This is a genomic window from Enterococcus silesiacus, assembly GCF_001886225.1.
GTDB classification, from domain to species: Bacteria; Bacillota; Bacilli; order Lactobacillales; family Enterococcaceae; genus Enterococcus_L; species Enterococcus_L silesiacus.
The window spans coordinates 54051-68040 of record NZ_JXLC01000014.1 but is presented as its reverse complement, the minus strand read 5'-3'; the positions used below and the strand labels follow the sequence as shown (position 1 = coordinate 68040).

Sequence of the window (13990 nt, the reverse complement as noted above, 5' to 3'; positions counted from 1 at the left end):
AGCCTATTTATTCAATTTACTCTGCGCTAAGTGCCGCCATTGTAATATAGTTATACGGCTGGTTAAAATGTGGTAAAAAGAAAATATCAAGTAATTTAAGCTTATCAATTGTGACTTTTTCTTCAATTGCTAATGAGAACATGTGGATACCCATTGAGATATCTTCATACGAGGCCATTTGTGCCCCAACAATACGACGAGATCCTTCTTCATAAACAATTCTGATCTTCACAGTGTTGTTTTCCTTCATAAAGCCTGGTTTTTGTAGATCCTCAAACTCAGTATATTTTATTTTCAATCCTAGTTTTTCTGATTCTTGAACCGTTAAACCTGTAGAAACCATATGGTAACCAAAAATCGAAATACCATTTGACCCTTGGACCCCGATCGACTCTAAAGGTGTACCACCAACGTTATGAGCTGCAACGATTCCTGAACGAACCGCATTCGTTGCTAAAGCGATATAGGTCGTTTGCTGTACGGCATTTGAGAAAATCGTAGCACAATCACCGACTGCATAAACACTAGGATCACTTGTTTGCTGATGGAGATCAACAAGGTACGCGCCATTAGCAAACAATTCTAAGTGGTCCTTACCTAAACCATTATTTGGTCTAAACCCAATAGCATTGATAACTAGATCTACAGCGTATTCCCCTTTGTCGGTCACGATAGATTCAACTTTTTCAGAGCCTTTATATTCTTTAGCCAATTCACCATAATGAAGCTCAATCCCATTGTCGGCTAATACCTTGTCCATATCACCTGTGAACCATTCATCATAATAATTTGGTAAACATCTTTTGGCTGCATCAAAGAGCAATACATTTTTGCCTCGGCGTTTAGCTGCTTCAGCGATTTCGACTCCGATATAGCCTGCTCCAATGACTGCGACTGTCTTAACCTCATCTTTAGCCATAGCGGCATCCACGGTTTGTCCATCTTGGAAAAGTTTTAAAAATTCGACATTTTTTAAATCTCTACCTGGAATATCTGGGTTGATCGGTGCTGACCCTGTAGCTAAAATCAATTTATCATAGCTTTCTGTAAACTCTTCACCATTGTGTTTTTTACAATGAACAAGCTTTTGTTCAAAATCGACACTTTCTACTGTTGTTTCCATGTAAATTTTAGCGCCCTTTGCTTCAAACGCTTCTTTGTTCGTATAAAATAAATTCTCGTAAGATTCGATTTGACGACCTACCCATAGCGCTGTCCCGCAACCTAAATAGCTAAGATTTGTATTTCGGTCGATCATGACTACTTCTTGATCTGGATAAGTGTCCAACAATGTGTTTGCTGCAGCGATTCCTGCGTGATTGGCACCGACAATAACTGTTTTTGTTTTGTTCATAAGACTCTCCTTTATGTGATTTATTGAACTTAAGTATAACCTAAGAAAGGGCTTTCTTTTATCAATTTATCAGCGTTTCATTAAAATATTTGAGAAACTCTCATATTTTTCATTAAATCATCATAATTATCCTACCTTTTATAAAATAAAGATTCATTTTCAACATAATAACAAGTAAAATAAACTTACTGAAAGGAGTTTAGTAAGTTATTAAGCTGAAAAAACGATTGGTCAGCCTAGCTACTGGATCTATTCTCTGCTTTTTTACTGTCTGCACGACAACGACTGAAAAAGAAGTCAACGATACAAAACCAGTGTGTCAAAAGGTTCAGAGAAAACGGAACTTTCTATTTCACTGAAGAACAGATGCTCCGCTTAAATAATGCGTTGGATGAACCAACAGACTTATAATCAACGTTCATTTATTTTATTAACGTTTGGCAAAGTATTTTCATTTTGGAGGAATCGTTATGGAAAAAAATCAAGATTACTGGATTGAACAACTTGAGTTAGAACCACATCCTGAGGGTGGCTATTTTAAACAGGTGTTACGCTGTGAACAATCTCTGGAGACCTCAGACAATACGATCAGACCTTATTATACAAGTATCTATTTTCTGTTAACCCAAGGGAGTCCCTCTCACTTTCACCGCTTGGCGTCTGACGAAATTTGGTATTATCATTCTGGCTCGGCGTTAAGTATTCATTTGTTGTATCCGAATGGTCAATACGAAAGGATTCAATTAGGAACGGATTTAGAACAAGGCGAAGTGTTGCAGGCAATTGTTCCTAAAAATGTAATTTTCGGTTCAAGTATTGAAGGAAATGGTGAATTTGCTTTAGTAAGTTGTATGGTTTCCCCAGGTTTTGACTATCAAGATTTTGAGTTATTTACAAAAAAACAATTGAATGTCCTCTACCCTGATCACAAGAATATTATTGAGCAATTAGCCTATGACCAACTACCTGAGTAACATAAAAAGAGAGCTTTCATTACCGCTACGGGTAATAAGCTCTTTTTTTGATTGATTATTTTATGATTACTTTTTCTATTTCTTTAGGAGTTGCAGCAATGTAATCGGCGCCAGCTTGTTCTAATTCTGCTAAATCACCAAAACCATACAAAACACCTAAACTGGCTAAATGATTTTCCTTTGCACCTATTATATCGTGACTGCGGTCGCCAATCATGAGCGTCTCTTCCAATTGAGTGATTTTCGCCTCATTTAGTGCATAACGAATGACATCACTTTTTTTTGAACGCTCACCATCCAAACTGGCCCCATATATCCCAACAAAATATCTATCTAAATTGAAATGAGCTACTATTTGCTTGGCATAGATTTCTGGTTTAGATGTTGCAATATATAAACTGCAACCAGCTTGTTTTAAATCGGTCAATACGTCAAGAATTCCTTCGTATAAATGATTTTCATACATTCCTTTTTCTTGATAATATTCACGATAGTAACTCACTGCCTGCTCAGTTGTTTGTTTATCTAAATGGTACACGTTTTTAAAGGTATCGTTTAATGGTGGCCCAATAAATGAATAGAGTCCTTCTTGATCAAGAATTGGTAATTTTAGCTTATTTAAAGCGTAGCGTACAGATTGAATGATGCCTTCACCAGAAGCTGTGATCGTTCCATCTAAATCAAATAAAATCGTTTTATACTGCATAACAGACTCCCTTAATTTAATTCTATCTTTCGTGAACATCTCCGGTATTGATGACTGGTTGAGTTCCTTTATCCGTGATGATTGATACTAACAGATTATTGATCAATTGAACTTTGCGATCATCGGTAAAGTTGATTTCTTGTCCATCCTCGATTTGTTCCAAAGCCATTTGTGTCATAGAGACTGCACCTTCAACAATGATCTGACGTGCAGAAAGAATCGCTTTCGCTTGTTGTCTTTGTAGCATTGCACTGGCAATTTCAGTCGCATAAGCTAAATGATTCAAGCGTGTTTCGATGACTTCAACCCCGGCAGCTGCTAAACGCTCTTGTAATTCTTTGGCCATTTCCTCAGAAACTTCATTTGTATTTCCTCGTAAGGTAAGATCATCTTCATTAAATGTATCATAAGGATATTGGGTAGCAATGTGACGAATCGCCGTTTCGCTTTGGATCTCTACAAAATCTTGGTAGCGATCAACATCAAATAATGCCTTGGCTGTATCCACTACTTTAAAAACAACAACTGCAGATATTTCCACAGGGTTACCATCGGAATCGTTCACCTTTAATAGAGAACTATTGAAGTTCCGCACTTTTAACGAAACGTTGATTTTTTGGGTCAAAGGAGTAGTAACGAATAAGCCATTATCTTTGATTGTACCCAAATATTGCCCGAAAAATAGGATTGCTTTGGCTTGATTTGGACTAACAATGGTTAACGAGCTTAAAAATAAAGCAGAAATCACCCACAAGACCGCACCAACCGTCAACATCCAAAAGCTTTCATCAGCTACACCAAAATAAAGACAATAGCCTCCGATAACAATCAAAATAATCAGTATTACTAAAGCAATGTACCCGTTGACATGAAATGTTTTCTTCTCTTCCATTCCTTCTCCCTACTTTCTTTTCGATCTATTAAACCTATAGTACTCCTCTTTATTCTTTCTATCAATAGTTCTGGAAAGTAAAAACAGTTGCTTATTTATTAGTTTAGATGTAAACTTACTTTTAGTAAGTAAGAAAATGATTATCAATTTGGAGGTTTTTCTATTATGGATACACAAATTCACGGAATTCACCACGTTACAGCAATGACATCAAGTGCAGAAAAAATTTATCGCTTTTTTACAGACACACTAGGATTACGTCTAATCAAAAAAACAGTCAATCAAGATGACATTGAAACATACCATCTATTTTTTGCAGATGATCTTGGCTCTGCCGGTACAGATATGACATTTTTTGATTTTCCAGGGATCCCCAAAGGTAGTAAAGGAACCAATTCTATTTCCCGTACTTCTTTTCGTGTTAAAAGCGACGCATCATTATCTTATTGGGTCGATCGCTTTAACGAGCAGCACATCGACCATGGCGAAATTCAAGAACGTTTTGGTAAAAAGTATTTGACCTTTGAAGATTTCGACAAACAACAATATCAATTGATTTCTGATGAAAATAATCAAGGTGTGGCAAGCGGAACGCCTTGGAAGAAGTCAGATGTTCCAGCAGAACATGCTTTAACTGGATTAGGACCTGTGTTTGTCACGGTGGCAGACTTTGAACATATGCAACGAGTTTTAGTGGAAGTGTTAGGCTTTAAACTCATTGATGCTGAGGGCAGTTTTCATTTATTTGAAGTAGGTGAAGGTGGAAATGGCGCGAGTATCATTGTAGAACATCGAAACGATCTTCCAGAAGCGCAAGAAGGATTCGGCAATGTACATCATTTAGCTCTTCGCGTCACCGATCAAGAAGCTTTACGTTTTTGGATTGATAAAATCAATCAATTGCAATTTCCTAATTCTGGTTTTGTTGAGCGTTTTTATTTCAAATCTGATTATTTCAGAGCTGCACCTCATATTTTGTTTGAATTAGCAACTGATGGACCTGGTTTCTTACAAGACGAAACCTATGAAGCCGCGGGAGAAAAATTATCTTTGCCGCCATTTTTGGAAAGTAAACGAACAGAAATCGAAGAATTTGTGCGACCTTTTGATACGTCTGATGCAAATAAACCGCGTTAATAAAAATAGAAATGGAGAGAATCTATGCTGCATTATCCCACAAGCGATTTATCAGCAAAACAAGCTTATAAGTTTTTATCTGGCAGTATTATCCCACGGCCAATCGCTTGGGTCACAACACTAAATCAAGAGCGCCACATGATCAATGCTGCCCCGTTCAGTTTTTTCAACGCTGCGGCCTCTGATATTCCTTTAGTAACGTTATCAATCATTCGACGAAATGGCGAAATGAAAGATACTGCTAGAAATATTTTAGAAACACGTGAACTCGTCATCCATTTAGTCAACGATTCAGTTGTTGAATCAATGAACCAAACTGCAGCTTCTTTGCAACCTGATAAAAGCGAAATTACAGTGAACGAAATCGAAACAATTGCTAGTAAATCAGTGACTGTTCCCGGAATCAAAGCGGCTCCTATTCGAATGGAGGCACGTCTGCATCAATATGTCCCTGTAAAAAATCATGAAGAGCAAATCATTACCGATTTATTCATAGTTGAAATAACAGATTTTTATTTTGATAAACAGCTTTTTGATCTTGAAAATGAGTACATACTACCTGAAGTATTTCAACCTATTGCAAGACTTGCAGGGAATACTTATGCTCATATTGATCATTTATTTGACCTAAAAAGACCAAACTAAAAAAGTTAGGTCCTCAATTAATGCTAAGCTAAACAGCTGTAGCAATCTACTTTTTATTCTATTTTGAGTGAGGATGGAACAGAAGTGTTTAACCCCGAGAAATAAGCTGAAATTCACGAGAATTGTTCTTCAAATTTTTGTGAATTTCAGCTTGTTTCGGAAGGGGTTANTGGAACAGAAGTGTTTAACCCCGAGAAATAAGCTGAAATTCACGAGAATTGTTCTTCAAATTTTTGTGAATTTCAGCTTGTTTCGGAAGGGGTTACTTCTGCTTCCACCGTTTATTCGGATTCCAAGTGATTGGTTGTAACTCGTAGAGTTATGTCCCGATCACACTCTTTTTTTTTAGCTATTCTCTATCGTGTTCCAGCCGTAAATCGACAATAGGGACATTCCCATCCAAAATGCCACTTGGGCTGTTCAACTTAAAAACCTGCAATCTAGGATCAACTTCCAAGGTCATTTCCTCATCCATATATCTTTTAGAGTAATCCTTGATATAAACGGCTCCAATGTCTGAATCCAGAGTCAAATCAAAATCCGATTTATCCTGCAGCTGCTCTAATATTAACAAGCGAAAGCTTGTATCAAGTGAACAAATCCCCATTTTAGAATACTTACCAACACCATCATCTAAATCTAAAATAATCACTGCCTGAACGTGAATATAAGGAGTCAACTTGACCTGCGCTTCATCACTCACTTTTAAAAACATTTATTCCTCACTTCCTTCTTGTTTCATAAACCAAGCCTAACACCTATGCATGATTTTTTCGAAGGTTATGCGTTCTTGCACTAATTAAAAACAGTGATAGATTGCCAGTCAAGTAGATGTGTTTTTCAGAAAAATATTCCTTCAATGAAGGCTATTTTTGTTCAATCATCGTTGTCAACTACCAGACTCTATCATTCTACTCTCTTTGCTCAAGTTAATCGTGGGTACTTCTCCACAGCGAACTCTTTTGACAACTCAATATAGTGCTGTGCATTTTCTTTGTTTTTGCGAAGCTCTTCACGTGTCAAGGGACGAATCACTTTAGCAGGACGTCCAAATGCCAAAACATTTGGCGGTATTTCAGTTCCTTCAGTCACTAAAGAGCCAGCACCAATCATACTATTTTTCCCAACTATTGCATGATTTAAGACTGTCGAGCTCATCCCTATTAAAGCACCTTCTTCTATTGTACAACCATGAAGCATACAGTGATGGCCGATCGTTACATTTTCTCCAATGACAACTGGAGCATTTTGATCCACATGAATTACTGTACCATCTTGCACATTACTTCCTGCATTGATTGTAATTGAATTATTGTCTCCTCGTAACACAGATTGAAACCAGATACTGGTGTCCTTAGCTAATACTACGTTACCGTATACATCTGCACTTGCTGCAATAAAATAATCCTTTGTCATACTTGTCACTCTCCTAATAAGTTAAGTATAACAAATATTTTATTTTTGCCACTAACTAATTGCATCATTTTATTGAAAAAAGGACCTAAGATTAGCTCAAAAAAGCGAAATCCTAGATCCTTAGAGTTCATATAGATAATAAAAACAAAAATACCTATGTGCTTTGTTTCAACTAAAACAATTTTTACGGATTAGAAAAGCGAAACATCTTATATTTTATTTTTCCGATTAAGACGCATTCTACTCAACTTCTATCGGTATTTGCTTACCTATAGCACATTTCCGTTTGATTCAATTACCTTTTGATACCACCAGAATGAATCTTTTTTTATACGCTGCTTACTACCATTGCCAGCATTATCTTGAACTACATAGATAAAACCATAACGTTTTTCCATTTCAGCCGAAGAACAACTTACAATATCAATCGGTCCCCAAGCGCAATAAGCAAAAATCTCAGCGCCATCTTGCAGTGCTTGCTGCATTTGCAAAATATGCTCTCGTAAATAATCGATACGATAATCGTCATGTATTCGACCATGCTCCACCTGATCATACATACCAAACCCATTCTCGGCCACCATCAATGGTACTTGATACCGATCGTAATACTGACTCAAGCTATTATAAAAACCTTGTGGATCAACAGCCCAGCCCCATGGATTTGCCTTTAAATGAGGATTTTTAGTCATTGTCATAGGGTTCATTGTATCCTGTTTAGAGGAGACTGTTTGAGAATAATAATAAGATAACGCTAAAAATTGCATCGTTGCCCGTCTTAATAACTCATCGTCTCCTGCTTCTTTTTTGATCGTTATTTTATGATCACTAAAGTAATTTAATGCATATTGTGGATAACGCCCCCTCAATTGGACATCTGTATAAAAATACTGCATGCGATTCCGTTTTAATGCTAATAAAACATCGTTTGGATCACAGGAATAAGGATAAGCGGTGCAATCGGCAACCATAGTGCCCACTTTTATAGTTGGGGCAATTTGTTTGGCTAGTTCAACGACTTTAGCACTTGCCACAAATTGATGATGAATTGCTTGAAACTTTGCTTGTTCTAAGTGATCTGTTTGATCACTGCAAATACCAGTTGAATTAAATGACTCAAATTGAACCAAATTGATTTGATTGATCACGATCCAATAATTGACTTTCCCTTGGTATCTTTCTAATAAGATTTTGCCATATTTCACGAAAAAATCGACTAGCTTTCTATTTTGCCAGCCACCGTATTTTGTGGTCAGATACAAGGGTGTTTCATAATGAAGCATGGTAATGATCGGTTCCATGCCATTCGCAATAATTGAATCGATCAGGCGATCATAAAAAGCTAATCCCTCCTCATTTGGTTCTAATTCATCTCCTTGTGGGAAAATCCTGCTCCAATCAATCGATGTGCGAAACGTTTTGAAGCCCATTTCCTTTAGTAAAGCTAAATCTGTTGGATAAGTATGATAAAAATCGATCCCCACTCGTTTAGGATAATAGCCATTTTGATCTTTGATTCGTTGCTCTACTTGGGCTAAAGTCATGTCTGAATCTAGACTAGCAGCTTGAATATCTTGTGTAGGATCATATAAGTGTACATCTGCCAAACTCAATCCTTTACCGCCTAGACCAAATCCACCTTCTGCTTGGTTAGCCGCAATCGCGCCGCCCCATAAGAAATCTTTTGGAAAACCAACCACTATTTTTCCCCCTCACTTGCTAAATATAACTGTTGATACACTTGTTTTTTCTTTTCAGTTATTCCTAAATATTCAGTTAAATACGTGTCTATATCTCCAGATAGCTCTTTCACTTTATCTAAAGCTCTTATAAAGTAACTTTCTTTTGTATCCATTAAGCTGTAGAGATAATCTAAAACAAAGGAATCATCTGTATATTGCTGATATTCCGCCATTCTTTTTTGATTTCTAAGCGTATTTACCTTTTTAGTGTAAAGATAGTCCTCCATGATCGCCTCTTCCGATACGCCCAGAATAAATAGAATCAAAGCAGCTCCCCAACCAGTCCGGTCTTTACCACCGCGACAATGCTGGATCATCGGTAATCTTTCTGGCACTTCCAGCAATTGCAACATTTCTCGGTAAGCTGTAATTGCATAAGGTTCTGCTACTAAGTCTTCCATTTGCTGTGCCATTTCGTCTAAGCGTTCAACCAATTCTTCCCGACCTTTGCTAGATGCTGCTAATGAAACTAATTGTGCGACTTTTTCCTGATCATCTTTTAATGTTGATGACGCTAGAGCCGCTACTTTAGCGTTTGGGGAGAATTCATATGTCTGGGTATTTGAGATCAATTGATTGGGGTGTTTTTCTTTTTCCCCCTCACTACGGTAATCCACAATTGATCGAATCCCCATCTCTTCTAGATAGCAACGGTCTCGTGTGTCTAAACTTGATAGATCATCGGATCGGAAAAATAAACTCCACTTTACCGGACGATTATCAACACCTAAATAACCGCCTAAATCACGCATGTTAAAACTATGAACTAGATTTACCCGCCTTTCCGCTATAATTTGCTTCGAATCCTGTGTAATCACTTGGTAATAAAGGCGTTGCTTCGGCATCGGATCCTCAAAAATCAACCCCTCGTTAGTTCTCGTACTTTGACCGATAGCTTGCCAGCGACCATTGTATGGATGCGTACTAAATCCTATTTCTTCAATTGCTTCAACGTTTTGGCTGCATAAAATCATTTGATTGTTCTTTCTAATCAGTTCCATATTTTTAGTTTTCTCCTTCTAGCTTCACTTCTTCTATCAGCTTTTGCTTATCCAAACTTTTTATAAAGGGTAAATATAATAGAACAGATGCAGTAAATTGGAGGATTTGCAATGTTGCTCCACGCCAGCCACCTGCGATAAAACCACTAATAACAGGAGGAAGAGCCCATGGAAGTTGTACACCTACTCTCGGTACCAAGCCCCAACTGATTGCAAAATAAGCCATCGTAATTGAGATGATTGGTGCTAAAAACATTGGGAAAAACAAGGACGGGTTTAAGACCATCGGAATCCCAAATTTCATTGGCTCACTAATACCAAAAAAGCTCGGAATGATCGCAACTTTACCGACTGATTTCAATTGAATACTTCGACAAGCAAAGATCAGTAACATTGCCAAAGCTAAGTGTCTTGGGCCTTTATAAACATTCAATAAGCCCTCATTTAAAATACTAGGTAATGCTTGTCCATTAGCGTATGCAGTTATATTTTCAATTAAAGGTGGTAAGTACAAAGTTGCTGTAATAGCACCAATTGCTGAACTTCCATGAATACCAAACCACCATAAAATCTCTCCAAATCCAACGATGACCAACATCGTTATAACCGAATCACTCATATGTTTTAATGGAGTCTGTAATACTGTGTAGATTGCCGTGTGAATATCACCAAATGGCGTTGCCGCAAATAGGCCATTAAAAATAATTGCACCTGTTGCTAGTAAAATCACAGGAATCAGAGCAGAAAATGAATTTGCTACCATTGGTGGAACAGCATCTGGTAGTTTGATACGCCAATTTCGATCCAATATTTTTGAATATAAATAAGGAATCAAAATCGCTACAATCATCCCTACGAACATGCCTTTTGAGCCTAGCACACTAAAATCAAAAGCCTGAACTGTTTTTTCGCCAACTTTAACTGTTGTCGTTGGGGTAATGATAAAATAAACTAGAAAGGCTGACATGATTCCTTCATACTGGCTTCGTTCCAAATTTTTGGCCATCGCAGCTGATAAAGACAAAATCACATAAACTGTGATCAAGTCTGTCGTCATTGAAGAACCTAATTGCAGCAAATGTCCCAAGCCACTGCTTTCCAAGAAATCAAGATACCATTGAAATTGAATTCCATTTAATAAAATAGCAGCGATTGAACCGACCATCGTTACTGGTAAAATCCGAACCATCCCATTGGCAATCGTTCGAATGACCAATAAGTTGGTAAACTTCACAACAAATTGCTGTAGCTTTGCATTAAAATTTCCCTTTTTTGTCATTTTTATTCCTCCTCGTATAACCTGGGTAGTAACGTTCCTTTTAGTCTCCTCGTGTAATTAACATCAAGCATTGACTTCAGTGCACTTTTGCTCATTTTATTTCTAGCTTTTTTACGAAAGACTAGCTTGTACAAGTAGAGAGAGTTATTCGCTATATTTTTCCAAGGCCTTTTTTAAAACAGCAGCGCCTGCTAGACTGCCGTAATCTAGCCCATCAATCAGAAGAATCGGCATATGGTATTGTTCTTTTAAGGCTTCTTCCAAATGAGCGGTTTGTGGTGCTAGTAATAAAATATTGTAATGCTTAAAATAAGACACATCTCCTGTACCACACGCCTCAATCTGCACACGAACTCCTTGTTCGTCTGCGGCTTTCTGCATTTTTTGAAGCAGCATACTCGTTGAAAAGCCTCCTGCACAAACTAATAAAATGCTGCACATAGGATCAATCCCTTCTCTCCTTTAAATTTTCAATGATTTCTTTTGACAGCTCATTGACAGTTAAAGCATTCATCAAATGGTCTTGTGCATGGATTAATAGCAGCGAAATTGGGATTGATTGATTCGCTATCTCAGTTTGAATAAGTTTAGTTTGGTAATTATGGGCTTTTTTTAGTGCGTATTTCGCTTCTCTCATTAACATTTCACTCTTAGCAAAATCACCTGCTCTAGCAGCTCGAATCGCTTGTAAACTTTTAGCTCTAGCACCACCCCCCTCTGAAATAAGTGTCATAATAATCGTTTCTTCGTTCATTCAAATCCCTCCTGATTACATAGTGAGAAGAGAATCTGATAAAACTCTTCAAAGGAGGTCACTTGCAGTAACTGCTTCCTCAAATGATAATTTTCCATTATCGCTAACAACAGATTACTAATTTCTTTATACAAGAAATTATTGCCTTTTTTTAAGTTTAATAAAAAAATCAGCTGGACCTCTTTGCCTTGATAAATCAGCGGCTTCTCTAAAATACAAGCACCAATGCAGTTACGTTTGGCTTCCATTAACATACTATGAGGTCCTGCCACTCCATTTTCGTAAATCGTCGTAAACCGTTGTTCTCGCTGTAAGACCAATGCTGGAAATCTTTCATAGGCGTACTTTTTCTGGACCATCTCCTCTGCCATTTTTTCTATCACTTGCAGATAACTATCTGTTGAACTTTTTTTCAAATAGAAAAATTGCTCTGAAAATAGCTCAGTCATTTGATGTTTTTCAACACTGTTCATTTCTTTTTTCAGTAATAGTGCTTTCTTCATATAATTCAATTCAGCTTCTGAGGGAATCACAGGAATTGATAACATGGAATAGTTTTTTTCAAGTTCTGGCTCTGTCTGGGTTGCGTTTAAAATAATGTCGGCTTCCTCAAAAACTGGATTTGTAGCATCAAAATATGGATAGTGTAAAATTGACGCTTTCGGGAAAAGCTTGGTTATTTTCGAATTTAGTAAGTAATCCGCTGCGCGTCCATGATTAGACAACAGTACAACACGCTTAAATTGTTGAAAAAAAGCTTCTTGCGCTTTTTCTAAACTTGCCGCAAAATGTAATGCTAAATAACCAATTTCATCTCTGGATAATTGCAATACAATGTTATCCAATGTATGGGTTTCCCATAGTTGGGTAAACTTTAATGCAATCAGGAATGTGTTTGCATACTTAGTCGATACAAGGTCAATCAGCGGATTCGTCAATGTCAGTGAAAAAGCAATTCGCTTCATCATCGGATAAATATGTAATAACAAGGCTTCAATCAGCTCTTTATCATCCGAAAACGACGTTAAAAATTGCTGATCCAGCAACTTTAAGATTGCAGATATCTGCTGCCTGATCTTAATCGTATTTTCAATTGTTCCATTGGCAATAGATGTTTTGCCAATCAGTTGTGCTGCTAAATATTTTCTTTCTAACGCTGGAATTTGTATTTTATAATACTCTTCAAGCCTATTTGCTAACGCATCCGCTAATTCTAGGTAGCTGTTGTGAATAGGATTTTCCATTTGAAAATCAGAAATCCAATTTCTATTTTCCAATCGATAAATCAGAATTTCCAGATGGATAATCAGGGATGAGAACCCCGCATCTGATATACTAATTTTCTTTTGACGAAACATTTCCGATACCATAGGCTTTAATCCATATAGATCCATAGATGATCGGAAACAAAAAAAGTCATCTTGGGTTGGATAGTACTTATTTATTTCATTTAAATGATGAATAAAAGCTTTTCGATACGCTATTTCTGTTCCGTTGATTTTGACACCATAATGCGATTTTGATTCTAATTGAAGTTCTGCTTCTTGCAATTTTTTATGAACAAGCTGAAGATCTCTTTTTACAGTGGATTCGCTTACATTAATATATTTAGCTAATTCTTTAATTGTTATGTAGCCATGTTGCTGAAACAATAAAAACAAAATAATTCCGACACGAAACTGTTGATGATTGATTCTTTCATCTAATTCATTTGACTGGTCTAATAAAAATTGTTGAAAGTACGCTTGTTCTGTAACAAGTAAACGATAGCCCCTACCATAAATGGTTTTAATTTCGAATCCATGACTTCCCCCAATTTCTTTTAGCTCTTTTATTTGTTCTCTAGCTCTTCTTTCTGATACCCTCTCTTTCGTTTTTATTTCTGCTAAAGTCACCAGTTTAGACTGTTGAAACATCTTCAATAAGCGCTTGTTCTGTTTCATGATCTCCCTCCTTCATTTAATTCTATTCGAGATTACTTAGATAGAACAGAAGCAGTTTTGCAGTATCTTTCTGCAAAGTTAGCCTGAAGGATGATCTATCTGAATGATCTTTGCCCAATCTCATCTCATACAAACAGAAAAAGCACA

14 protein-coding genes are annotated in these 13990 nt (G+C 37.0%); 3 read left to right on the top strand and 11 right to left on the bottom strand.

Features of this window, described 5'->3' with window-relative positions:
- Positions 1-16 precede the first annotated feature (16 nt).
- Complete coding sequence (nox, locus tag RV15_RS10685; RefSeq protein ID WP_071878039.1) at positions 17-1354, bottom strand: H2O-forming NADH oxidase; 1338 nt, start codon at positions 1352-1354, stop codon at positions 17-19.
- Positions 1355-1824: 470 nt separating this feature from the next.
- Between nox and RV15_RS10680 the strand changes: the two genes are divergently transcribed.
- A complete protein-coding gene (locus RV15_RS10680; RefSeq protein WP_071878038.1) occupies positions 1825-2328 on the top strand; it encodes a cupin domain-containing protein in 504 nt (167 codons plus the stop codon).
- A 55-nt stretch (positions 2329-2383) separates the two neighbouring features.
- Here RV15_RS10680 and RV15_RS10675 read toward each other — a convergent pair whose 3' ends face one another.
- Together RV15_RS10675 and RV15_RS10670 are read right to left on the bottom strand one after the other, a co-directional pair.
- The gene (locus RV15_RS10675) at positions 2384-3034 is read right to left on the bottom strand and encodes an HAD family hydrolase (protein WP_083429161.1); all 651 of its coding nucleotides are present in this window, start codon (positions 3032-3034) and stop codon (positions 2384-2386) included.
- Positions 3035-3056: 22 nt separating this feature from the next.
- Positions 3057-3926: an SPFH domain-containing protein gene (locus RV15_RS10670; RefSeq protein WP_071878036.1), complete on the bottom strand. Its 870-nt coding sequence runs from the start codon at positions 3924-3926 to the stop codon at positions 3057-3059.
- Positions 3927-4091: 165 nt separating this feature from the next.
- On the opposite strand from RV15_RS10670, the gene RV15_RS10665 reads away from it, so the two are divergent.
- Both RV15_RS10665 and RV15_RS10660 read left to right on the top strand, forming a co-directional pair.
- On the top strand, positions 4092-5063 hold the full coding sequence (locus RV15_RS10665) for a ring-cleaving dioxygenase (protein WP_071878035.1): 972 nt from the start codon (positions 4092-4094) through the stop codon (positions 5061-5063).
- A 24-nt stretch (positions 5064-5087) separates the two neighbouring features.
- A complete protein-coding gene (locus RV15_RS10660) occupies positions 5088-5708 on the top strand; it encodes a flavin reductase family protein (protein ID WP_071878034.1) in 621 nt (206 codons plus the stop codon).
- Between the two features lie 349 nt (positions 5709-6057).
- On the opposite strand, the gene RV15_RS10650 is transcribed toward RV15_RS10660, so the two are convergent.
- From RV15_RS10650 to RV15_RS10615, 8 genes are all read right to left on the bottom strand, one after another.
- The gene (locus tag RV15_RS10650; protein WP_071878033.1) at positions 6058-6423 is read right to left on the bottom strand and encodes an iron-sulfur cluster biosynthesis family protein; all 366 of its coding nucleotides are present in this window, start codon (positions 6421-6423) and stop codon (positions 6058-6060) included.
- A gap of 209 nt (positions 6424-6632) precedes the next feature.
- Positions 6633-7124, bottom strand: a complete 492-nt coding sequence (locus RV15_RS10645) for a gamma carbonic anhydrase family protein (RefSeq protein WP_071878032.1) — start codon at positions 7122-7124, stop codon at positions 6633-6635.
- Positions 7125-7393: 269 nt separating this feature from the next.
- Positions 7394-8824 carry a glycoside hydrolase family 1 protein gene (locus RV15_RS10640; RefSeq protein ID WP_071878031.1) on the bottom strand — a complete coding sequence of 477 codons (1431 nt, stop codon included), beginning with the start codon at positions 8822-8824 and terminating at the stop codon, positions 7394-7396.
- Complete coding sequence (locus RV15_RS10635; protein WP_083429160.1) at positions 8824-9867, bottom strand: tyrosine-protein phosphatase; 1044 nt, start codon at positions 9865-9867, stop codon at positions 8824-8826. The genes RV15_RS10640 and RV15_RS10635 overlap by 1 nt, the downstream gene beginning before the upstream one ends.
- A 4-nt stretch (positions 9868-9871) precedes the next feature.
- Positions 9872-11146 (bottom strand): PTS sugar transporter subunit IIC, encoded by a 1275-nt coding sequence (locus RV15_RS10630; protein ID WP_071878030.1) that lies wholly within the window; start codon positions 11144-11146, stop codon positions 9872-9874.
- Positions 11147-11290: 144 nt separating this feature from the next.
- Positions 11291-11587 (bottom strand): PTS sugar transporter subunit IIB, encoded by a 297-nt coding sequence (locus RV15_RS10625; RefSeq protein WP_071878029.1) that lies wholly within the window; start codon positions 11585-11587, stop codon positions 11291-11293.
- A gap of 4 nt (positions 11588-11591) precedes the next feature.
- Positions 11592-11900 carry a PTS lactose/cellobiose transporter subunit IIA gene (locus tag RV15_RS10620; protein ID WP_071878028.1) on the bottom strand — a complete coding sequence of 103 codons (309 nt, stop codon included), beginning with the start codon at positions 11898-11900 and terminating at the stop codon, positions 11592-11594.
- Positions 11897-13843 (bottom strand): BglG family transcription antiterminator, encoded by a 1947-nt coding sequence (locus RV15_RS10615; RefSeq protein ID WP_071878027.1) that lies wholly within the window; start codon positions 13841-13843, stop codon positions 11897-11899. Before RV15_RS10615 ends, RV15_RS10620 begins: the two co-directional genes overlap by 4 nt.
- Positions 13844-13990: the final 147 nt, after the last annotated feature.